Source organism: Paenibacillus litoralis (assembly GCF_046244365.1).
Lineage (GTDB): Bacteria > Bacillota > Bacilli > Paenibacillales > NBRC-103111 > Paenibacillus_V.
The window spans coordinates 333,519-356,136 of sequence record NZ_CP176395.1; the positions used below are offsets into that span (position 1 = coordinate 333,519).

Annotated in this window: 21 protein-coding genes and 1 tRNA gene; 19 read left to right on the forward strand and 3 right to left on the reverse strand. The window is 54.5% G+C overall.

Annotated elements, in window-relative coordinates; translation table 11 throughout:
* Positions 1–20: 20 nt before the first annotated feature.
* The 19 genes from ppaX to ACKGJP_RS01560 all read left to right on the forward strand — a co-directional run bounded on the left by ppaX (position 21) and on the right by ACKGJP_RS01560 (position 20,442).
* On the forward strand, positions 21–674 hold the full coding sequence (ppaX, locus tag ACKGJP_RS01470) for a pyrophosphatase PpaX (RefSeq protein WP_409343930.1): 654 nt from the start codon (positions 21–23) through the stop codon (positions 672–674).
* 100 nt (positions 675–774) lie between these two features.
* A complete protein-coding gene (locus ACKGJP_RS01475; RefSeq protein WP_409343931.1) occupies positions 775–1,260 on the forward strand; it encodes an acyltransferase in 486 nt (161 codons plus the stop codon).
* 214 nt (positions 1,261–1,474) lie between these two features.
* Positions 1,475–2,671 carry an ATP phosphoribosyltransferase regulatory subunit gene (locus ACKGJP_RS01480; protein ID WP_409343932.1) on the forward strand — a complete coding sequence of 399 codons (1,197 nt, stop codon included), beginning with the start codon at positions 1,475–1,477 and terminating at the stop codon, positions 2,669–2,671.
* A gap of 1,137 nt (positions 2,672–3,808) precedes the next feature.
* On the forward strand, positions 3,809–4,444 hold the full coding sequence (hisG, locus tag ACKGJP_RS01485) for an ATP phosphoribosyltransferase (RefSeq protein WP_409343933.1): 636 nt from the start codon (positions 3,809–3,811) through the stop codon (positions 4,442–4,444).
* A gap of 108 nt (positions 4,445–4,552) precedes the next feature.
* Positions 4,553–5,833, forward strand: coding sequence for a histidinol dehydrogenase (gene hisD, locus ACKGJP_RS01490; RefSeq protein WP_409343934.1), 1,281 nt, complete (start codon positions 4,553–4,555; stop codon positions 5,831–5,833).
* A gap of 2 nt (positions 5,834–5,835) precedes the next feature.
* Positions 5,836–6,426, forward strand: coding sequence for an imidazoleglycerol-phosphate dehydratase HisB (hisB, locus tag ACKGJP_RS01495; protein ID WP_409343935.1), 591 nt, complete (start codon positions 5,836–5,838; stop codon positions 6,424–6,426).
* Between the two features lie 3 nt (positions 6,427–6,429).
* Positions 6,430–7,065 (forward strand): imidazole glycerol phosphate synthase subunit HisH, encoded by a 636-nt coding sequence (gene hisH, locus ACKGJP_RS01500; RefSeq protein ID WP_409343936.1) that lies wholly within the window; start codon positions 6,430–6,432, stop codon positions 7,063–7,065.
* 257 nt (positions 7,066–7,322) lie between these two features.
* Complete coding sequence (hisA, locus tag ACKGJP_RS01505) at positions 7,323–8,087, forward strand: phosphoribosylformimino-5-aminoimidazole carboxamide ribotide isomerase (RefSeq protein ID WP_409343937.1); 765 nt, start codon at positions 7,323–7,325, stop codon at positions 8,085–8,087.
* Between the two features lie 33 nt (positions 8,088–8,120).
* Complete coding sequence (gene hisF, locus ACKGJP_RS01510; RefSeq protein WP_409343938.1) at positions 8,121–8,879, forward strand: imidazole glycerol phosphate synthase subunit HisF; 759 nt, start codon at positions 8,121–8,123, stop codon at positions 8,877–8,879.
* Entirely contained in the window at positions 8,876–9,577 is a 702-nt protein-coding gene (gene hisIE / locus ACKGJP_RS01515; RefSeq protein ID WP_409343939.1) for a bifunctional phosphoribosyl-AMP cyclohydrolase/phosphoribosyl-ATP diphosphatase HisIE, read from the forward strand. The genes hisF and hisIE overlap by 4 nt, the downstream gene beginning before the upstream one ends.
* 501 nt (positions 9,578–10,078) lie before the next feature.
* Positions 10,079–11,029, forward strand: a complete 951-nt coding sequence (locus tag ACKGJP_RS01520) for a ribose-phosphate diphosphokinase (RefSeq protein ID WP_409343940.1) — start codon at positions 10,079–10,081, stop codon at positions 11,027–11,029.
* Between the two features lie 161 nt (positions 11,030–11,190).
* Positions 11,191–12,954 carry a tetratricopeptide repeat protein gene (locus ACKGJP_RS01525; protein ID WP_409343941.1) on the forward strand — a complete coding sequence of 588 codons (1,764 nt, stop codon included), beginning with the start codon at positions 11,191–11,193 and terminating at the stop codon, positions 12,952–12,954.
* A gap of 131 nt (positions 12,955–13,085) precedes the next feature.
* On the forward strand, positions 13,086–14,033 hold the full coding sequence (trxB, locus tag ACKGJP_RS01530; RefSeq protein ID WP_409343942.1) for a thioredoxin-disulfide reductase: 948 nt from the start codon (positions 13,086–13,088) through the stop codon (positions 14,031–14,033).
* A gap of 168 nt (positions 14,034–14,201) precedes the next feature.
* Positions 14,202–15,146, forward strand: coding sequence for an ROK family glucokinase (locus ACKGJP_RS01535; RefSeq protein ID WP_409343943.1), 945 nt, complete (start codon positions 14,202–14,204; stop codon positions 15,144–15,146).
* A gap of 45 nt (positions 15,147–15,191) precedes the next feature.
* Complete coding sequence (gene rapZ / locus ACKGJP_RS01540) at positions 15,192–16,079, forward strand: RNase adapter RapZ (RefSeq protein WP_409343944.1); 888 nt, start codon at positions 15,192–15,194, stop codon at positions 16,077–16,079.
* Between the two features lie 10 nt (positions 16,080–16,089).
* Positions 16,090–17,070: a uridine diphosphate-N-acetylglucosamine-binding protein YvcK gene (yvcK, locus tag ACKGJP_RS01545; protein WP_409343945.1), complete on the forward strand. Its 981-nt coding sequence runs from the start codon at positions 16,090–16,092 to the stop codon at positions 17,068–17,070.
* A gap of 5 nt (positions 17,071–17,075) precedes the next feature.
* The gene (gene whiA / locus ACKGJP_RS01550) at positions 17,076–18,005 is read left to right on the forward strand and encodes a DNA-binding protein WhiA (RefSeq protein ID WP_409343946.1); all 930 of its coding nucleotides are present in this window, start codon (positions 17,076–17,078) and stop codon (positions 18,003–18,005) included.
* Between the two features lie 143 nt (positions 18,006–18,148).
* Positions 18,149–18,418: an HPr family phosphocarrier protein gene (locus ACKGJP_RS01555; RefSeq protein ID WP_113036673.1), complete on the forward strand. Its 270-nt coding sequence runs from the start codon at positions 18,149–18,151 to the stop codon at positions 18,416–18,418.
* 236 nt (positions 18,419–18,654) lie between these two features.
* Positions 18,655–20,442 carry a copper amine oxidase N-terminal domain-containing protein gene (locus ACKGJP_RS01560; protein ID WP_409343947.1) on the forward strand — a complete coding sequence of 596 codons (1,788 nt, stop codon included), beginning with the start codon at positions 18,655–18,657 and terminating at the stop codon, positions 20,440–20,442.
* A 287-nt stretch (positions 20,443–20,729) separates the two neighbouring features.
* Here ACKGJP_RS01560 and clpP read toward each other — a convergent pair whose 3' ends face one another.
* The 3 genes from clpP to ACKGJP_RS01575 all read right to left on the reverse strand — a co-directional run bounded on the left by clpP (position 20,730) and on the right by ACKGJP_RS01575 (position 22,609).
* A complete protein-coding gene (gene clpP, locus ACKGJP_RS01565; protein WP_409343948.1) occupies positions 20,730–21,311 on the reverse strand; it encodes an ATP-dependent Clp endopeptidase proteolytic subunit ClpP in 582 nt (193 codons plus the stop codon).
* A gap of 145 nt (positions 21,312–21,456) precedes the next feature.
* Positions 21,457–21,531, reverse strand: a tRNA-Arg gene (locus ACKGJP_RS01570).
* 238 nt (positions 21,532–21,769) lie between these two features.
* Positions 21,770–22,609 (reverse strand): transglycosylase domain-containing protein, encoded by an 840-nt coding sequence (locus ACKGJP_RS01575; RefSeq protein ID WP_409343949.1) that lies wholly within the window; start codon positions 22,607–22,609, stop codon positions 21,770–21,772.
* Positions 22,610–22,618: the final 9 nt, after the last annotated feature.

Genomic DNA, 22,618 nt, shown 5'->3' on the forward strand with positions numbered 1-22,618 from the left:
TCACCAAGGGAGTTGCCATAATGATAAAGACCATATTGTTTGACTTGGACGGGACGATCGTCAACACGAATGAGCTTATTATCGCAAGCTTTTTGCATGCGTTGGAGGGGCAAACGCCGCAGCCTGTGGGTCGGGAGCATATCGTGCCGAACATGGGCCGGCCGCTGGTCGAGCAGATGCGGTATTTTAGCGGGCGGGAGCAGGTCGACGATCTGGTAAACGTCTACCGGGAGTATAATGTCCGCAGACATGACGAGCTGGTCGAAGAGTTTCCTTACGTCCGAGAAGTGCTGGCCGGTTTGCATGCTTCGGGCATCCGGATGGGTGTGGTGACGAGCAAAATCCGGCTGACGACGGAAATGGGACTGAAGCTGCTCGGATTGAACGAGTATTTGGACACGATCGTTACGGTCGAGGATGTTGCGGAGCCCAAGCCGAGTCCGGAAGGGATTTTGCGGGCGATGGGAGAGCTCGGCGCGGAACGGACGTCGACGCTTATGGTCGGAGACAGCCAATATGATATTTTAGCGGCGCAGAATGCGGGCGTGAAAGCGGCCGGCGTGGCGTGGACGTTGAAAGGCGAGGCTTTCCTGCAAGGGTACAAGCCTGATTATATGCTGCACGATATGCGCGAGCTGCTAGCGATTGCCGGCGTGAAGGCAGATGGGGTCTGAAGATCGGATCGGATGCAGTAAGTCTGCTTTCCTGCGGGGGACGGCATACCGGACGCTTTTCGGATGGGCGATAGCATGTTGACGTGAAGAGGGATGACCAGTGAGAAATGTCGAGCGTTATCCGACGAAAGGGCCTAACGCGCTCTGGCAAGTATACACGACCGTGAACAAATGGAAGGTAGTGCGCAATTTCGTGTTTATCCAATTAACGCGATACTCGCCATCCTTGCGCTTCAAAAATTGGGTTTACCGGAACGTGCTCGGCATGAAGGTCGGCGAACATACATCGTTTGCGCTAATGGTGATGGTCGACGTCTTTTTCCCTGAAAAAATCACTGTCGGCCGGAACTCGATCATCGGCTACAACACGACGATACTTACCCACGAATATTTGATCAGCGAGTACCGGCTCGGCGAGGTGCGGATCGGCTCGAACGTGATGGTCGGCGCCAATACGACGATATTGCCCGGTGTCACGATCGGCGACAATGCCGTTGTCGGGGCCGGCTCGGTCGTGCACAAGGACGTTGCGCCTGGGAGCTTCGTGGCGGGGAATCCGCTGCGGGTCATTCGCGAAAGCGATTAGTTTATGAGAGAGAGGCGAATACCGTGCCTCTCTCTTGTTTTGCCTATGTGCAGCCGTAAGGGGCTTGTTTGACGCTCCGTAGCATCCGTGGTAAACTAGCGATTACATTTCATTTCCTTTAATTTGTTAGCATATTAGCATGGTCACATGGTAGCGCGCTAAAGCGTCTTGTGATATACTGTTTGTAAATGGAAAACGTGCCGAGGTGATTGCAATGTCAAAGCCAAAAGTGTTTGAAAAACCGACCGGTGTGAAAGATTATTTGCCGGAAGCCGTCGCCAAGCTTCGCAGCATCGAGTTTCGGGTGCTGGGCTGCATGGAGCGCTGGGGCTACAGCCAGATCGTGACGCCTACGCTTGAGTTTTACGATACGGTCGGCGCAGCCAGCTCGACGTCGGACAACAAACTGTTCAAGCTGCTGGACCAGAACGGACGCACACTCGTTCTGCGGTCCGATATTACTGCGCCGATCGCCCGCGTGGTGGCGTCGCTGCTCAAGACGGAGCCGCTGCCGGTTCGGCTATCCTATCATGCGAATGTGTTCCGCACGTTCGAGGAGGAAGCCGGGCGGGAATCGGAGTTTTACCAAACCGGCGTAGAGCTGGTAGGTGACGCTTCGTCGGAAGCGGATGCGGAAGTGATTGCGCTCGCGATTGCTTCGCTGCAGGCGGCAGGCGTACAGCGGTTCAAAATCGCGCTCGGCCATGTCGGGTTTCTGAACGGATTGTTTAACGACACGCTGGAAGGTCGTGCCGAAGAGCAGACGGCGCTCAAGGAACGTCTCTTGAATCGCGATTACGTCGGGTACCGGAAGCTGATTCGCGATTTTGCACTTGAGGATGCGAAGCGGGCGGAACTGGAAAACATTTTGCGCTTGCGCGGGGGAGACGAGATCTGCGAGCAGGCGCGCTTGGTAACGAGAGATCCGCAGGCGCAGCAGTCGCTGACGCATTTGTGCGAGATCTGGGACGTACTGAAGGCTTACGGAGTTAGCGAGCATGTTGTGATCGATTTGACGATGATCGGCAATTTTTCCTATTATACGGGCATGACGTTCGAAGGCTATGCCGCCGATCACGGCTTTCCGGTATGCAGCGGCGGGCGCTATGACAACCTGCTGGCCCAATTCGGCCGTCCGGCGCCGGCGACCGGCTTCGCGCTCAAAACGAACCGGATCATGGAAGTGGCCGGCGGGCAGGTCGAGGAACCGTACAAGGTACTGATCTTGTACGATGCCGACCATCGCGAGGAAGCGTTCCGATGCGCCAAGGACATGCGCAGCCGCGAAGGCGTGAAGGTGGAAACGCGGCGTATCGCAAGCGAAAGCGAAGGCGACCGGATGACGCTGATCGCCGAAGGCGAGTATGAGTACGACGGGCAAAGGTACGGCGATATCATTTCGTTTTTCTAGAGGCAGGGCTCGCTTTGCGGGCGGCATCGGCGATGGCCGGCAAACGCGAGGCTCCGAGCGGGGAGGCCAGAGGACAGCGCCAACTCGGGAGCTGCGGGCTAAGAGCTAAGAGCTAAGAGCTAAGAGCTAAGAGCTAAGAGCTAAGAGCTAAGAGCTAAGAGCTAAGAGCTAAGAGCTAAGAGCTAAGAGCTAAGAGCTAAGAGCTAAGAGCTAAGAGCTAAGAGCTAAGAGCTAAGAGCTAAGAGCTAAGAGCTAAGAGCTAAGAGCTAAGAGCTAAGAGCTAAGAGCTAAGAGCTAAGAGCTAAGAGCTAAGAGCTAAGAGCTAAGAGCTAAGAGCTAAGAGCTAAGAGCTAAGAGCTAAGAGCTAAGAGCTAAGAGCTAAGAGCTAAGAGCTAAGTGCTAAGAGCTAAGAGCTAAGAGCTAAGAGCTAAGTGCCAAGTGCCAAGTGCCAAGTGCCAGTGCCAAGTGCCAAACACCCAGTACCCAATTTACGTGCCACTTTCGAAAATAGCGAATTAAAGTTCACTATTAGTGAAGGTAAATTCACTATTTCGTTAGCAGATGATAGCAAACAGATCAATAGTGAACTAAAATTCACTATTAGTGAACGTTAGAGCCAAATAGCGAAGTTTGCTTCACTATTGTCGTAAATGAAGGGTTTTCACTGCAATATAGTGAACTTTGCTTCACTAATAGTGAACTTATGTTCATTATCGGCAAGTTGTAACGCATAAGCCGGTTGTAATTGGCCCAAAAGACAGCCAAACACTTGCCAAAGCGCAGATTCTGCTCGGTTAGCATACGGCTTTTGATCAGAAATGCCGTAGTAGCTAAGCTCAGCTTCCGAAGCGGCTTTGGCTAGAAATTGATAAGCCAAAGTAGCTTAACGCAGTTTTGGAGTGGTTTTTGGCCGGAGCACGGCAGGCCACAGTAGCCAAGCGAAGCTAACAAAGCGGGCTTTGGGCTAGAACAAGTCGGCACAAACGGATTTGCGTACTACTATAAGCGAAGAGTCTTAGGTCTTTGGACAGGATGATACAGCCGGCTAAACCAAAGTCGTTTTGCCCTAAGCTAATCGCGGCTCAACATGTTGACGAAGTAACTTTCTCTGCAGAAAGTTTTTAGGAGGTGCACCCCTTGCAACAACTATTGAAGGTTGCCATGCCGAAAGGCCGGATTAATAAGTCGGCGATCAAGCTTCTGCAGGATGCCGGGTATGCGATACCGGACGATCTGGAAGATTCCCGCAAGCTGATCATTTCGGCGCCCGAAGTGGGCATGGAGTTTATTATGGCGAAGCCGGTCGACGTGGCGACTTATGTCGAATATGGCGTCACGGACATCGGGATCGTCGGCAAAGACGTGCTGATGGAGGAAGACCGCGACGTTTACGAGCTGCTCGATCTCGGCATCGCGCGCTGCCGGATGTCGGTCATCGGACTTCCGGACTGGACGCCCGTCATGAATCCCCGCGTAGCGACGAAATATCCGAATGTCGCTTCGCGTTATTTCCGCGAACGCGGCCAGCAGGTGGACGTCATTAAGCTGAACGGCTCGATCGAGCTTGCGCCGCTGATCGGCCTGGCCGACCGGATCGTCGATATGGTCGAGACCGGCCGCACGCTGCAGGAAAACGGACTGGTCGAGCTGGAGCAAATTTTTCCGATCACCAGCCGCTTGATCGCCAACCGGGTCAGCTACCGGATGAAAAACGACGCGATCCAGCAGCTTTGCGACAGGCTGCAGACGGTCATCGGCGAGCCTGTGTTGTAAATGTTTCTCTCGTCGAGTCTTGGATTAACAACGGCATAATGACGACGAGAGCGGCGCAAGCCCTTCGAGCGTATGCCGATCTATAGTTACAGGAAGGAGGCCGGACCGATGCGCAAAATGCCGGCTCAACAGTTTTCGATTACGAGAGAAGTGGAATACGGTTCCCCCCAGCAGAACGAATCGGTACAAAGGATTATCAAGCGGGTGCGCGAAGAGGGCGATGCGGCGCTGCGGGCATATGCGAAGGAGTTTGACGGCGTCGAAGTCGGCGAGCTGCGCCTAAGCGAGGAAGAGCTGAAGGCGGCGTATGCTCAGGTTGACGATACTTTTCTTGAAGCGATTCGCGAAGCGGCGGCGAACATTCGTTCGTTTCACGAGAGGCAGAAACGGAACTCCTGGATGGATATGCAGCCGGACGGCACCATACTCGGGCAAGTGATCCGGCCGCTCAAGCGGATCGGCATCTACGTACCCGGCGGAAAAGCGGCTTATCCGTCCTCCGTGCTGATGAACGCGATTCCGGCGCAGGTGGCGGGAGTTCCGGAAATCGTCATGGTGACGCCTCCGGCAACGGCTGGAGAAGAAGGCGTCAATCCCTACATTCTTGTGGCCGCAGCGGAAGTCGGCATTCGCGAAATTTACCGCGTCGGCGGTGCGCAGGCGGTTGCGGCGCTGGCGTACGGCACGGAGTCGATCGCGCCGGTCGATAAAATCGTCGGACCCGGCAACATCTACGTAGCGCTTGCGAAGCGCAGCGTTTTCGGCGCCGTCGACATCGACAGTATCGCCGGCCCTAGCGAGATCGTCGTGCTGGCCGACGAGACGGCCGATCCGGCATACGTAGCCGCCGATCTGCTGTCGCAGGCGGAGCATGACGAGATGGCCTCGGCGGTGCTCGTTACGACGTCGGAGAAGCTTGCCGGCGAGGTGCAGGACGAGGTGGCCCGCCAGCTCGAAGCGCTGCCCCGCAAGGCTATTGCGGCGCAGTCGATCCGCGACTACGGCGCTATTCTTACAGTCGGCAGCCTGAGCGAAGGGATCGATGTGGTCAACCGGCTCGCGCCGGAGCATCTGGAGCTGATGATTGCGGAGCCGTGGAATTCGATCGGCTTGATTGAGAACGCCGGCGCCATTTTCCTCGGACCGTACAGCTCGGAGCCGGTCGGCGATTATTTTGCCGGTCCGAACCACATTTTGCCTACGAATGGAACGGCCCGGTTCTCGTCTCCGCTTAATGTGGACGATTTCTTGAAGAAATCGAGCGTTATCTCATACAGTAAGCAGGCGCTGCTGGCGAACGGACGCAAAATCGTGGCGCTCGCCGAGCACGAAGGTTTGCAAGGCCATGCACGGGCGATTCAGGTGCGACTTGATAAGGAGGGCAACTAAAGATGGCGGAAAGAAAAGGCGGCATTTCGCGCAAAACGAACGAAACGGATATTCAGCTTAGCTTGAACGTGGACGGCACCGGAATTTCGGAGCTCGAAACGGACGTGCCGTTTCTGAACCATATGCTTGACTTGTTTACGAAGCACGGGCAATTCGATTTGCAGGTGAAGGCGCAGGGAGATATCGATATCGACGACCATCATACGGTCGAAGACATCGGAATTTGCCTGGGGCATGCGCTGCGCGAAGCGCTTGGCGACAAGAAGGGGATCAAAAGGTACGCGAGCGTGTTCATCCCGATGGACGAGGCGCTTGCTCAGGTCGTCATCGACGTCAGCAACCGGCCGCATTTCGAATACCGGGCCCAATATCCGTCGGCGCAGGTAGGCAGCTTCACTACGGAGCTCGTTCACGAGTTTCTTTGGAAGCTTGCTCTGGAAGCGCGGATTACCTTGCATGTCATCGTGCACTATGGGCACAACACGCATCATATGATCGAGGCGGTGTTCAAGGCGCTAGGGCGCGCCATCGACGAGGCGACAAGCATCGATCCCCGGGTGAAGGGCGTTCCGTCGACGAAGGGAGTGCTATAACGCGTGATAGCGATTATCGACTACGGGATGGGCAACCTGCACAGCGTCAGCAAGGCGGTCGAGCGTCTCGGCGCCCATGCGGTCGTTACGTCCGACGAACGGGAAATCCTGTCGGCGGACGGGGCGATTTTGCCGGGAGTCGGCGCTTTCGGCGATGCGATGGACAACTTGGAGCAGACGGGCCTTCGCGACACGGTGCTTCATTATGCCGCGACGGGCAAGCCGCTGCTCGGCATTTGCCTCGGCATGCAGCTATTGTTCACCGAGAGCGAGGAGCACGGGAAGCATAAAGGGCTGAATTTGCTGCCAGGCAGCGTCGTTCGTTTTCAAGGAGACTACAAGGTGCCGCATATGGGCTGGAACCGGCTTGAATTCCGCCAGGAAAGCCCGCTGTTCACGGGGCTGGAGCAGGGGCATGTTTATTTCGTGCACTCCTATCACGTGAAGCCGGAGCGGGAGTCGGATTTGCTTGCAACCACCGATTATCATCAGCAGGTGACGGCGATCGTCGGGCGGAACAACGTATACGGCATGCAGTTTCATCCGGAAAAAAGCGGTGCGCTCGGCATCGAGCTGCTCGGTAATTTTCTGAAAATCTCGGGGATCGCAACCTCCGCGGATAGCCCGGTTTCCCTTTAAATCGCATGCCTAAAATGCCTGGTGAGCCATCCCTGACGAAATACAACAAACGAATATTTATGCAGAATTTCCTGTTTTGTGCGCCTGCGAGCATGGTTTTACTCGGTCGCAACGGATAAATATTCGTCGGACGGACTCTGAAGGCATACTCAAGATCGTCAGGTTCTAGGCGAACGTTTCGCATTCATACGCGATTGACACCTAGTTTTGCATAGCGGCTCTACAAACTTCAATAGAAAAAAGGAATGTGCCGTGAAATGAAATTCAGGCCGTGTATCGATATCCACCAAGGCAAAGTGAAGCAGATTGTCGGCGAAACCTTGCAGCAGGATGCCAGCCAAGTCGTGGAAAACTTCGTTTCCCGGCATACGCCGGACTATTATGCGTCCATGTACCGGGAGGACAGCTTAACCGGAGGACACATCATCATGCTCGGCGGCGGCAACGAAGAGGCGGCGGAGCAGGCGCTGCGCGCTTACCCCGGCGGGTTGCAAATAGGCGGAGGCATTAATGCCGGCAACGCGGAGCGCTATTTGGAGCTCGGCGCCTCGCATGTCATTGTCACTTCTTACATTTTTCAGGACGGCAAGCTCCAAATGGACCATTTGAACGCTATCGCGGGCAAGGTCGGCAAAGAGCGGCTCGTGATCGATTTGAGCTGCAAGGAGCGGGACGGCAAATACTATGTGGTTACGAATCAATGGCGGACGTTCAGCGATTTTGAAGTAAACGCCGCAAACATGGCGATGCTGGAATCGTACTGCGACGAGTTTCTGATTCATGCCGTCGACGTGGAAGGAAAGCGGGAAGGCGTGCAGGAACGGCTCGCGGCGCAGCTGGCGCAGTGGACGACGATTCCGACAACGTATGCCGGAGGCGCCAGATCGATCGCGGATCTCGAACGGTTCCGCCACATTACGGACGGCAGGCTGGACATTACGATCGGCAGCGCGCTGGATATATTCGGTGGGCAGCTGCCATACCGCGATGTCATTGATTATTGCCGCACCGTAACGGAGTAACCAAGGGCTCGCAAGCCCGGAAGGGAGAATCCCATGCTAGCAAAAAGAATTATTCCATGCTTGGACGTGAAGGACGGTCGCGTCGTGAAGGGCGTCAATTTCGTCAATCTGCGCGATGCGGGAGATCCGGTTGAGCTTGCGGCGATCTACGACCGCGAGGGCGCCGACGAGCTTGTCTTTCTTGATATTTCCGCTTCCGTCGAAGGGCGGGCGACCATGGTGGAGGTCGTGAAGCAGACTGCGGGCGAAATCACGATTCCGTTCACCGTTGGCGGAGGCATTTCTTCCGTCGACGACATGAAAAGACTGCTTCGCGCAGGCGCGGACAAAATCGGGATCAACACGGCGGCCATCCGCAATCCGCAGCTTGTTTCGGACGGAGCGCGCAAGTTCGGCTCGCAGTGCATCGTTGTGGCGATCGACGCCAAGTATAACGAAGCATGGGGCGAGTGGGAAGTATTCACCCATGGCGGCCGCAATGCGACGGGCATCAAGGCGCTCGAATGGGCGAAGCGGGTCGAGTCGCTCGGCGCCGGCGAAATTTTGCTCACGAGCATGGATGCGGACGGCACGAAGGACGGCTTCGATCTGAAGCTGACCCGTGCGGTTTCGGAGTCGCTCGGCATTCCGGTTATCGCGTCGGGCGGAGCGGGATCGAAGGACCATTTTTACGACGTGTTTGCCGAAGGCAAGGCGGACGCCGGGCTGGCGGCAACCATTTTCCACTATAAAGAGCTGACGATCGAAGGGGTCAAGGACCACCTGAAACATAAAGGAGTTGAAATCAGATGACGGAACAAAACGGAAACGGTCAAACGGTAACGGGCGAACAGGTGCTGGCGAACATTCGCTGGAACGCGGACGGACTCGTTCCTGCTATCGTGCAGGATGCGGCAAGCAAGGATGTGCTCATGATGGCCTACATGAACCGGGAGTCGCTGGAGCGCACGCTGAAATCGGGCGAAACGTGGTTCTGGAGCCGTTCGCGCGGCGAATACTGGCATAAGGGCGCTACGTCAGGCAACACCCAGAAGGTCAAGTCGATCGCCTACGATTGCGACGCCGACACGCTTCTGGTCAAAGTTACGCCTAACGGTCCCGCTTGCCATACGGGCGCGTATTCTTGCTTCTTTAATGAAATTGCTCTTGGCGATAACGCTGAGCAAACCGCACAAGCTTCCGGCGGTTCGGATCGCTTCGCGATGCTGTCCAAGCTGGAGTCGGTCATTGCGCAGCGCTATGTAGAGCGTCCGGAAGGCGCCTATACGACGTATCTGTTCGAGAAGGGCGTCGACAAAATTTTGAAAAAGGTCGGCGAAGAGTCGGCGGAAGTCATCATCGCGGCCAAAAACAACGATAACGACGAGCTGCGCTACGAAGCAAGCGACCTCATTTTCCATCTGATGGTGCTGCTTCGCAATCAGCAGCTGCCGCTGGACGACGTGCTGCGGGAGCTGGACAGCCGGCACAACAAGAAGAAAAACGGGTAACGTTAGAATGCGGTATGGAAATCGAATTCGGCCTGGGGGCCGATTCGGGCCATACCGTTTTGCGTTGCTCCGATAATAGAGGGAAACTGTTCCTGCGGTGGAAGAATCTTTTACCGAAATCGTTGTCGAATTAAGGGGCAGAGCCCGCGCGGTTCCTGGCGCACATTATGCCGTATCCGCCCGATAGGACGGATTAGCGGGGGCAGGAAGAAGCACGGACGCGGACAGGATGCAATATTGCCGAATTTGCCACATTTTCGCTGTCTAATATGCGAACGTTCCCTTTTGAAAATCGGTCTCGAGAAGGTATAATAGAAGCTAGTGATTGAAACACGCCGACTCGTCCGGAACGCTTGGCGAAGCGGAATGGCAGTACGCTTTTTGCGTTGCTGCCGCTGCTGCCATGCACGGTTACGGCTTGTATGCTATAAGCGGCTGTTCCGAACACGCTTGCGGTTTAGGGAAGCGGCGTTTTTTGACGAAAGACTCTAGGAGGGTACCATGATTACTGGTCAATGCAAAATCTTTTCCGGCTCGTCGAATCCGAAGCTGGCGGAACGTATATGCAAAGAGATCGGAGTGCCGCTGGGCAAAATCAAGCTTTCCCGATTTAAGAGCGGCGAGCATTACTGCTTGTTCGAGGAAACGATCCGTAACTGCGACGTATTCCTTGTTCAAACGTTCTCCAATCCGATCAATGAGCATCTCGTCGAGCTTCTCGTCATGATGGATGCGGCGAAACGGGCGTCCGCGCGCACGATCAACCTGGTCATTCCGTATTACGGCTATTCCAGGCAAGAACGCAAGGCGGCTCCGCGTGAACCGATTTCTGCGAAAATGTTTGCCGATGTTCTGACTGCCGTTGGCGCGCACCGGGTGATTACGCTCGATTTGCATGCTCCTGCGATTCAAGGATTTTTCGACATTCCGGTTGATCACCTGACCGCACTGGACTTGATCAGCGATTATATTAAAAAGCAAAACATTCCGAATCCCGTTGTCGTCGCTCCCGATGCCGGCGGCGTGACGCGCGCCGAGAATTTGGCCAACATTCTGCAAGCGCCGATCGCCATCATGTTCAAAAAGCGCTACGCCCATAACGAAGCGACGGTTACGCACGTTGTAGGCGATGTAGAAGGACGGACGCCGATCATTTTCGAGGATTTGATCGATACCGGCACGACGATCGTCAATGTCGTCGAGAGCTTGAAGGAACGCGGCGCGAACGACGTTTACATCTGCGCGACGCATCCCGTATTTTCGGGTCCTGCGCTGCAGCGTCTCGACCACCCGAACATTAAGGAAGCGATCATTACGGACTCGCTTGCGATCCCGGAAGACCGTTCCGAGCGGTTTACTGTGCTTTCGGTTGCGCCTCTGTTGTCGAATGCCATCCGGATCATCATGGACGGCGGCTCGATCAGCTCGCTGTTTAAATATGGCGGCGTGTAATCGGTAGATAACTGTGTTATACTGGGGCTGACAATGAAAGGAAGCGGCGCAGAACGCCCGTCTTTAAGCGACGGGTGCTGCAGCTTTCTTCGATTGACGCGAGGTGCCGCAGGTCATGCGGCGCCTAAGGCGTCTATCCGGCTACCGGAGGTGCCAAACAGATGGAAAAGAAAAAGCATGTGGCGAAGCAGCCCAAGCAAAAAGTCGTATCTCTACAAATGGACGCCACGTTCTTTTTCGAAAGGGCCGTCCGGTCACTGGATCGGTTGCACTACGAAAAGGCGTTAAAATATTTTAAGCTTGCCGCGGAGTTCGAGCCTTCAAACCCGGTAAATCATTGCAACCTGGCCGGGATCTTGTCCGAAATGGGCAATTACGGAGAGTCCAACCGCATCCTGCAGCAAATTCTCGATGAAGTCGATCCGACGATGACGGAATGTCATTTCTACATGGCGAACAATTTTGCCAATATGGAAGATTTTGAGTCGGCCGAGAAAGCGATCATCACCTACTTGGAACAGGATGAGCAAGGACAATTCCTGGACGAAGCGGAAGAGATGGTCGAACTGCTCAGCTTTGAACTGGAGCGCCCTGTGACGGTTACGTTCATTAAAAGCCGCGAAGGGCTGTTTGAGCATGACAAAGCAAGAGCGATGCTAGAGGAAGGCCGGTTTGTAGAAGCGGTTCGCATTTTGCAGCGGCTGATTAAGAAGCACCCTGAATTTACGGCTGCGCGCAACAATTTGGCGCTTGCTTATTATTATATGGGCCAATTCGACAAAGCGCTGGAAACGATCCATCAGGTGCTGGAGATGGATAGCGGCAACCTGCATGCGCTTTGCAATTTGGCTATTTTTTATCAGCATAACGGTTCCCGCGAGCAGTTGAACGAATTGCTCGATTTGCTGCGCAAGACCTATCCGTTCCATACGGATCATTTGTTTAAGCTGGCGACGACGCTCGGGATTCTTGGCGAGCACGAGGCTGCGCACCGTTTGTTCCGCAGGCTGCTCAAGGCCGGCGGCGAATCGAGCGGAGATCCTTGTTTACACCATTATACGGCGGTTTCGGCGTACAATACAGGCAGGCTGGAAACGGCGGAGAAGCTGTGGCGCCAAACGGAAAAGCTCGATCCGGCGTCCGAAATACCGAAGTTCTACTTAAGCACGCTTGGCAAGAAAGAAACGTCCGACCCGAAGTCTTCGATCAGTTATCATTATCACTTGCCTTTTGAGGAACAAATCCGGATGATCGAGCGGACGTCAGGGGCTATTCCCGAGCACATGCAAAGGGATCCTCTTGTACGGTCTTCGTTCTTCTGGGCGCTTCGGCACGGCGATACCGAAACCAAGCTTCAGGTCATTCAAGCGTTCGGCATCATTGCCGACAGCGAGGTGGAGGCCGCACTGCGCGAGTTCGTGCAGGAACCCGGAGAAGACGACTACTTGAAAAAGGTCGCTTTCTTCGTTCTCCGCAGCATGGGGGCAAGCGGTCCGCTTAAAATCGTCCTGAACGGACGAACCAATGAAATGTCCGACAAGCCATTGTCTATGGCGCTGCCTGTCTGGGAGCCGAAATGGCAATTGATCGTAAATACCGCGCTTGAGCATATGGAGCAGCGTTATGATATTATACAACGGCACGACATGGAAACACTATGGGTGGAGTTTCTGACCCGCGTCTACCCCGAAGTGCCGAAGCTCGGCAAAACGGAAGGCTGGGCCGCCGCGCTGGAATATTTAACGGCCAAAATGCACCGCCGGACGATATCGTACGAGGAAGTGGCCGGGCGGTACGGGGCATCGGTCGCTACCGTGAGCAAGCATGTGAAACGGATCGATCAGGCATGCGGACTGAAAGAGAAGATGGACGCCATCTTTCCGAAATTCGCGAACATCGTAAGGCAAAGCGGCGGTGAATCGTAGCCCCGCAGCTTCCCAAGGCCGGCTTGACGGCTCGGAAAAGCAAGATTCGTTGACGAATCCGCCTCTCGAAAACCTTCGTGATCGTGAGGCGGCTTTTGGGAGCAACCTATCACAGTCGAGGAGGATGAACGATGTATAAAGCAGTAGTAGTAGGAACAGGACCGGCCGGCTTGACGGCTGCGATTTACTTGGCGAGAGCGAACCTGAATCCGCTCGTCATCGAAGGTCCGGAGCCGGGCGGGCAATTGACGACGACGACGGATGTCGAGAACTTCCCGGGCTTCCCGGAAGGGATCATGGGTCCTGAGCTGATGGACAACATGCGCAAGCAGGCAGAACGGTTCGGCACGCAGTTCAAGAGCGGCTGGGTAAACAGCGTGGACTTGTCCAAACGGCCGTTTAAGCTGACCGTCGAGGGCCTTGGCGAAATCGAAACGGAAACGCTGATCATCTCCACAGGCGCTTCCGCTAAATATTTGGGCATTCCAGGCGAGAAGGAAAATCTCGGACGCGGCGTCAGCGCATGCGCGACTTGCGACGGCTTTTTCTTCCGCAACAAGAAGATCATCGTGGTCGGCGGCGGCGACTCGGCGATGGAGGAAGCGAACTTCCTGACCCGTTTCGGCTCCGAAGTGCGTCTTGTGCATCGGCGCAACGAAATGCGCGCCTCCAAAATCATGCAGGATCGCGCTCGCGAAAACTCGAAAATCGTTTGGAACCTGAACCGTACCCCGCTGGAAGTTATCGCCGGAGAGAAAGGCGTAACGGGGCTGAAGGTGAAGAACAACGAAACCGGTCAAGAAGAAATTATCGAAACGGACGGCTTGTTCGTCGCGATCGGCCACACGCCGAACACGGCTTTCTTGAACGGACAGCTGGAAACCGATGAGCTCGGTTATCTGGTCGTCAAACCGGGAACTTCTGAAACGAACATCCCCGGCGTTTTCGCTTGCGGAGACGTACAGGATCACAAATACCGCCAGGCGATTACGGCTGCGGGCAGCGGTTGCATGGCCGCTCTGGACTGCGAGAAGTTTCTGGAAGGAAACAGCGTGCAGGATTGGAGCAAGGCGCTGTAAAAAGCCTTTAGACAAGCTTATTTTCAAAAGACGGACCCGGTCATTCGGCTTGGTCCTCTTTTTATGAAGCGAATGCCTGGAATCTTGACCTTGCCCTAGGGTTCGCTTATAGTGGGAACAGAAGTGATATAGGATCGTCATATAACTATTCGTTAGAGGTGAACGTGGATGTCGGGGAAAATTTACGTTGGCGTCGACATGGGCGGTACGAACATTAAGGTCGGCATATGCGATGAGAACGGGCAACTGCTTCAAACATTCGAAGGACCTACAGGCACCGATGGATCGGAAGCCGTGCTTGCGCGCATCGCCGACTATGTTCGGAAAATCGTTGCGGATTCCCCATATGAATGGGATCAAGTTGCCGGTATCGGAGCGGGTATCGCCGGCTTCATGGACATTCCGGAAGGCTTCGTCAAGCTTTCGCCGAATCTCGGGTGGCGCAATGTTCCCGTGAAGAAAACGCTTGAGGCGATGCTGGGCAAAACGGTTTCGATCGATAATGACGCCAATGTGGCTGCGCTTGGCGAAGCGTGGAGCGGCGCCGGCGCCGGCATTCCGAACGTCGTATGCTATACGCTTGGAACAGGCGTTGGCGGCGGTATTATCATAAACGGTAAAATCTATCAAGGGTCGAGCGGTATGGCGGGCGAGCTTGGACATATGTCCATTGTCCCCGATTTGGAAGCGATTAACTGCGGCTGCGGTCAAGTAGGCTGCCTGGAAACGGTATCGTCGGCCACCGGCATCATCCGCATGGCCAATGATGCAGTCGCCCGAGGGGACAAGACTACGCTGACCCTGATCGAGAACATTACGGCTAAGGACGTTTTCGATGCCGCGAAGGATGGGGACGAAGCCGCTCTGCGTATCGTGAACCGCGCCGCGTATTATTTGGGACGTTCGATGGCATCGCTTGCCGTCGTCGTCAATCCGCAGCGCTTCGTCATCGGCGGCGGAGTATCTAAAGCCGGCGATATTTTGTTCAACCCGATCCGCGATATTTTCAAGAAATATACGCCGGATGCAGCGCAGGAAGGCGTCGACATCGTGCCCGCCAAGCTTGGGAACGACGCGGGTGTTGTCGGTGCGGCCGGTCTGAATTTGCGCTAAGCGGCACGGCGGCAGGAAGCGAACAGAGGGATCGGGGGGAGTCGGATGGAAGACAGTCATGGCTTAGCGAAGCTTGTCATCATTACCGGGATGTCTGGAGCGGGCAAAACGATCGCCGTACAAAGTCTCGAAGATTTGGGCTTTTTCTGCGTCGACAATTTGCCTCCCGTACTCATTCCGAAGTTTGCCGAGCTGATTGAGCAGTCTAACGGCAAGATCGGAAAAGTGGCGCTCGTGATCGATTTGCGCGGCAGGGAATTTTTTACGGCATTGACCGAGTCTCTTCGCTATCTGAACGAGCATTATACGCTGTCGTACGAAATATTGTTTCTGGACGCTACCGATTCCGTATTGGTACAGCGTTATAAGGAGAGCAGGCGCAGGCATCCGCTGGCCAGCGACGGCGCCCCGCTCGAAGGCATCATTCAGGAGCGGAAGCTGCTGGAGGAGCTGAAGGGTCTGGCCACGCAGGCGATCGACACGAGCAATTTGAAGCCGGCGCAGCTCAAAGAAACGATTATTTCCCGGTTTACGAACCTGGAATCCGTCGGCATCAACGTGAATGTCATCTCGTTCGGGTTTAAGTACGGCATTCCGATCGATGCCGATCTCATTTTTGACGTTCGGTTTTTGCCGAACCCTCATTACATCGATAACCTGCGTCCGAATACGGGGCAGGATCCGGATGTTTACGATTATGTGATGAAGTGGCCGGAAACGCAGGAGTTTTTAACGAAGCTGCTCGATATGCTGCATTTTCTGATTCCGCAGTATATGAAAGAAGGCAAAAGTCAGGTCGTCGTAGGCATCGGCTGCACGGGCGGGAAGCACAGATCCGTTGCCATAGCCGAGTATTTGGGCCGCGTGATCGGAAGCAGCGAGACGGAACGGGTCCGGGTGAGCCACCGGGATTCGGACCGCGATCGCCGATAAGAGGTGAGGGATGAGCACTGGGGAGAGGCAACCTCGTATTGTCGTTATCGGCGGAGGCACGGGATTATCGGTTATGCTGCGCGGCTTGAAGGAAAAACCGGTCGACATTACGGCGATCGTGACGGTTGCCGATGATGGAGGCAGTTCCGGCATATTGCGCACCGAGCTGCAAATGCCGCCGCCGGGCGATATACGCAGCGTACTGATTGCTCTGGCCGACGTAGAACCGATGCTGTCCAAAATGCTGCAGCACCGTTTTCAAGCAGGGAACGGATTAGCGGGGCACAGCTTGGGCAACCTAATTTTGGCAGCGATGAAGGAAATAACCGGAGACTTCGTGTCCGGCGTGCGCGAGCTCAGCCGCGTTCTGGCGGTTCGCGGACGGGTACTGCCGGCTTCCGTTCAGCCGCTTGTGTTAACGGCGCTGATGGAGGACGGCTCGGTCGTTGTGGGCGAGTCCAAAATTCCGCTGGCCGGCGGGCGCATTAAACGGGTGTCCATCGATCCGCCGGATGCCAAGCCGCTGGACGAAGCGCTGGAAGCGATCGAGCAGGCGGACGCGATTTTGATGGGACCCGGCAGTCTGTACACCAGCATCATTCCGAATCTGCTCGTACCGGATATCGCTAAGAAGATCTTGGAGTCTACAGCGGTCAAACTGTTTATTTGCAACGTGATGACGCAGCCTGGAGAAACCGACGATTACTCGGTCAGCGATCATCTGCAAGCGATTCACGAGCATATCGGCGTGCATCTGTTCGACTATGTCATTGTCAATAACGGGGAAATTCCTCCGCAGGTTCAGCTCAAATACGCGGAGAAGGGCGCCAAGGCGGTCCATCTCGACCTGGAGGAAGTGTCCCGGCGAGGCTATCAGGTGGTAGCGGATCGGCTCGTCCTGTTCCGTACGTATTTACGGCATGACGCCGCGCGGTTAAGCAATCATATTTACCAGCTAGTTGCAGACTGGATGGAAAAGGAAAAGAGGTGAGTGCGGTGTCCTTTGCGGCGCAAACCAAGAAAGAATTGACCCTAATCGAGACGGATGTATGCTGCGAGAAAGCGGAGCTGTCCGCGATGATCCGGATGAACGGCACGGTTCAATTGACGAACCAGAAGGTCGTGCTCGATATTTCCACTGAAAACGCCGCAATCGCCCGCCGCATCTACTCCTTGATCAAGAAGAGGTTTCAGATCCATACCGAGCTTCTCGTTCGCAAAAAAATGCGCTTGAAAAAGAACAACGTATACATCGTCCGCGTCCCCAATCAGGTGCAGACGATTTTGGCGGATTTGTCGATCGTATCGGAAGGCTTTCAGTTCACGCCCGGCATCGAGAAGGGCATCATCCGAAACCCCTGCTGCAAACGTGCGTATTTACGAGGTGCGTTTATGGCCGGCGGTTCGGTAAACAATCCGGAGGGCTCCTCCTATCACCTGGAGATTGCCTCCATGTACGAGGAGCATTGCCAGGCGCTCGTTAAGCTGGCCAACCGGTTCGATCTGAATGCGCGGTTCATCGAGCGGAAAAAGGGTTTTATTTTCTACATCAAGGAAGGCGAGAAAATCATCGAGTTTCTCAGCCTGATCGGGGCGCACCAGGCGCTGCTCCGCTTCGAGGACGTGCGGATCATGAAGGATATGCGCAACTCGGTCAACCGGATCGTCAATTGCGAAACGGCGAATTTGAACAAGACGATCGGCGCGGCGGTGAGGCAGATCGATAACATCCGGCTTTTGCAGAAGGAAGTCGGCCTTGAGAATTTGCCGGATAAGCTGCGCGAGGTTGCGGAGATTCGGCTGATGCATCCCGATATCAATTTGAAGGAAGTCGGAGACCTGCTGAAGGGCTCGGTAAGCAAATCGGGCGTCAACCACAGGCTGCGCAAAATTGATGAAATGGCTGAAAGAGTGAGGAATTCGTAGCTTTTCGAAGGATTCGACCATCGGTTCATTGGAACTAGTGTACAGACGCAAAAAATGTTATAATGGTGGAAAAACATCATCTTAGGCCCGTTCCGTCATCTGACATAATGGACTCGTAAACAAGTTTTAGGGGGTATAGGTTCATGTCGAAACGACCCGTAGTCGTCAAGTTAAAAACAGGATTGCATGCGAGACCTGCAGCTTTGTTCGTTCAAGAAGCCAACAAGTTTTCTTCCGAAATTTTTGTTGAGAAGGACGACAAGAAAGTAAATGCCAAGAGCATCATGGGCATTATGAGTCTCGCGATCAGCACCGGCACTGAAGTATACATAAGTGCGGAGGGCACGGACGCAGAACAGGCTGTAAACGCTTTAGTTTCCTTGGTTAGCAAAGAAGAGCTGGAAAACCAATAAGCGTGTGGCCATTCATGAACGAATACGCAACCTTTTCTATTCTCCCGCGTCTAAGACATGGGGGAAACGGAGAAGGTTTTTTCGTTTGGCCCGGATAGAGACATATAAAATTGCGTGTTCAAAAAGTCGGCTTATCAGCACCGAGAAGGTTGCGTGAGATTATGCGCTTCTCGATATTCTTCGTGATCATAAGGTGGCTTTTTGAACAACAGTAAAAGAAGGAGCAGGAGAAAACCATGAAGAGGAACAGATGGCTGGCCGTATTGCTGACTGCCGGTGTATTGGCGCTGGGCGGCGTCCCGCATGCGCAAGCCGTATCGACGACAACGACGCAAATTGCACTCGATCTGGACAAACAGGAGGCGATCGTGAACGGCAAGACCGTTCCGCTCGACGCATCTCCGAAATTGATGGGGGATAATAGCATATACATACCGCTTAAAGCGGTGGCAACGCTTTTCGATGTGAAGGTGGAATGGAACGGGCAAACGAATAAAGTCGAGATGTCGCTGCCGCGCGTGAAGGTGCAATTCGACCTCGTGAACAAGCAGGTGGCGATCAACAGCGTACAAACGGCGTTCGAAACGATCGCGGCGATGGACGGCGACAGGCTGATGGTCAAGCTAAGCTGGTTCGCCGACTTTATCGGAGCGAAGCAGGAAATCGATCCGGTCAGCAAGCAAATCAAGCTGGTTTACGTCCAGCAGCCGGACGATCTGTACAACGAGGGCAGTGACACGAATTCGCCGGTTGCCAAGTTTACGTTCGGCAAAGCCTCTTACCGGCTGGGCGAGCCGATCAAATATGTGGATTTGAGCTATGACCCGGATGCGGAAGGGATTGCGAAATACGACTGGAAAGGCAAGAAAGATGCGTTCTTCTCGCCGGGGAAATACCCGATTACCCTCAAGGTAACGGACTCCAAAGGTCATGTAAGCAAAGAATATACCCGCTATATTACAATCGATAACATTCCGTATTTGGATGAGTTTTCTTATAAAATGTACAATTCCGAACCGGGCACTAGGATCAGCCTGAAGGACAGTAGCGGAAAAGTGGACTGGAGCCTGATTTGGGCGAAGTTTCAAAACCTCCCGATCGTACCGACCAAGGTAACGGAAGACCGCTCCCGCACTCTGATCGTAAGCGATAGCCCGGAGACGTTTACGGAGAAGGGCATCCTGTACCGCGAGAAAGTGAACGGCAAAGCGCGGCTGTACGCCGACCATGTGAACGGGACGACGGAAAACATCCAGTTCGTCATCATGGCCAAAAACGTATCGGGCAAATCGGTAACGGTCAAAACGACGAATAAGGGCGAAGTGTATCCGTCGATTTACGCCAACCTGATCGGACATGAGGCTTCCGTCGATTTTATGCTGAACGATCCGGTCGACAAAGGACCTCTCGTCATCCCGCCGGGACAAAGCTATGTATACTCCATGATGCCGGACTTCTATCCGGGACAGGGCGTCAATCTGTTCTATGACATCGAATCGGACGGCGAAGTGGAATTTTCGTTCGTGGTCATGTCGAAGGTATCGACCCCTTCCGAAGCGGCGCTCTCGCTGCTGAAGGAGCTCGACTTCAACGGTCACGTTCGCGGGACTTTCCCGGTAGCGGAGAAGACTTGGAATCTTGATCTAAGCAGCTTCAAGACGACTTCCCGGATCACGGTAGGCGACGGCGAGGTTGACCCGTTCGATAAGGGCTATGACAGGCAGCGCAAGCAAGCTGTACTCAATGAGGGCAACTACGGGATGATGTACAAAATTCATGCCGATAAGCCTCGCAAAATGGCCATTCTGCTGTTCTCGAAAGGCGGACCGTTCAAGGGGCCGTTCAAAATCAACGGCGAATTCGTGATGGCGCCGCCGTCGGGCGTCATTCAAGCGTTCGAGGAAGTCCAAATGCTTGCGCGTACGACGGGCGAAGAGGAGTCGCTGGACATCGAGTTTACGCCGCCGGCCGGCTCGGCGTTCCCGATCGATATTGTGTTCTATCCGCTTGAGGATTTGAAGTAGGGGAGAAGGCCGCTGAGGCTTAACAAAAAGTGGAGCAGCATCATGCACAGGGAAGGGGGATATACCTCCAGGCCACTCTTGAAATCGTGAAATTTGTGATTGTATTATGTTGTAATTTCACGATTTCAAAGGCGGCACGTAAACTCTTACGGCATATCCCCCTTCCCTTTTGCGCTCTGCTCCAGTTGGACTGTCAAGCCTCAGCGGCCTTTGGAGTAGAAAAAAAATAGCCCTCGTTACGCAGCCTGATGGCAGGCCGCGTAACGAGGGCTACTTGGTTGTGCGGGTTAGACGGATGTGATGACTTTGTCGACGATGCCGTATTCTTGGGCTTCGGCGGCGCTCATGAAATAATCGCGGTCGGTGTCTTTCTCGATGCGGCTAAGCGGCTGGCCGGTACGCTCGGCCAGGATGCCGTTCAAATGATCGCGCATTTTGATGATGCGCTTAGCGCGGATCTCGATATCGCTCGCTTGCCCTTCGGCACCGCCGAGCGGCTGATGAATCATGACTTCGCTGTTCGGCAGCGCGTAACGCTTGCCTTTGGCGCCCGCGGTCAACAGGAACGCGCCCATCGATGCGGCCATGCCTACGCAGATCGTCGAAACGTCCGGTTTAATGAATTGCATCGTATCGTAAATCGCCATCCCGGCCGTAATCGAACCGCCTGGGCTGTTGATGTAAATGCTGATGTCTTTGTCCGAATCTTGCGCGGCCAGAAACAGCAGCTGGGCAATGATCGCATTGCTCACTACATCGTTAATCGGGCTCCCGAGGAAAATGATGCGGTCCTTCAGCAGGCGGGAATAAATATCGTAGCCGCGCTCGCCGCGACCGTCCTGTTCAACTACCATTGGGATAAAACTCATCGGTGACATCCTCCTTGTAAGTTCGGATACGATCATCATAGCGGAAATTTTCGAAAAGGTCAAGAAAGGTCAAATTATTGAAATTAAAAAACCAGCAATTCGCTGGCTATCGTCAAAATTGTGGGTTTAGCATGCAAGGTTGTTATGGCGCACCCGCGAGGAATCGAACCTCGATCTCAGGCTCCGGAGGCCTACGTCATATCCATTGGACCACGGGTGCACATGCATATCGGCTTGTTTTGAGCAAGCAAGAGTTATTATAGGATAATCGGAGGCAAAAAGCAAGCTTCTTTTAAAATGTCAGAAAGTTTATCCTCCGCTGATTGTTCCATTTCTCGGTAAACGCGCCGTCAAAAGACGGTGAAGCCGTTTATCCTTGGCCGGCACGATTCCTTACGCATGCGGCGAAAGCGCAAACCGGATCGGCCTTCGCTTTCGCCCGCCTAACGGTACTCCTGCTATCCTTGGGAGCGTGCATACACTTGTGCACTTGGCACGATCCTAAGCGGCTCCCGAAGGGCGTCCAGCTTCTCTTGCCCGGTAATAAGCCCGAGCTCGACCATTCGCTCGAGAACAAGCTTTTGCCGCTCTAGCGCCTTATCCGGAAACTTCACCGGCGAGTAATACTCCGGCGCTTTCGGAAGAGCGGCAAGGATGGCTGCTTCATGCAAACCGATTGTCGGCTTGCCGGCGTCTCCGGCAGCACGAATCGTTTTGCCGAAATAATAGTCTGCCGCGTTGTCCAACCCGTAGATGCCGTGTCCGAAGTATATCGAACCGAGATACAGCTCCAGGAGCTGCTCTTTCGTATACTGACGCTCCAGGCTGACGGCGATGGCGATTTCCTTCAGCTTGCGGCTGTACGTTTTGTCCTGCGTCAGGAACAGATTGCGCGCGAGCTGCATCGTAATGGTGCTCCCGCCTTGCGCTTTGCCGCCTTCCCTCAGATCGACCCAAAGGGCGCGTGCTAACGAACGGAAATCTACGCCTTCATGGGACTGGAAGCGATGGTCCTCGACGGCCACGAACGCATTGGCGATATACGCGGGCATTTCCGTTATAGGAACAGTCCGGCTTCCGTCGTTTGCGGCCGAAGAAAGCGCGGGCAGCTTTTTATCGCCTATCAGCATTTGTCCGGCTGCAAGCAAACCGGCCCAGCCTGCTGCAAACAGAAAGGCGGCGGCCAGAAGGAGAAGCGTCAGCCTTTTAAGGAAGAGGAACGGCCGGTTATTCTTTTTCTTGGGGACGGCAGGACGGGTGTGGGCGTGTCCCGCCTTTGTCGCTGCTGCGATATGCATGTCCTTCGC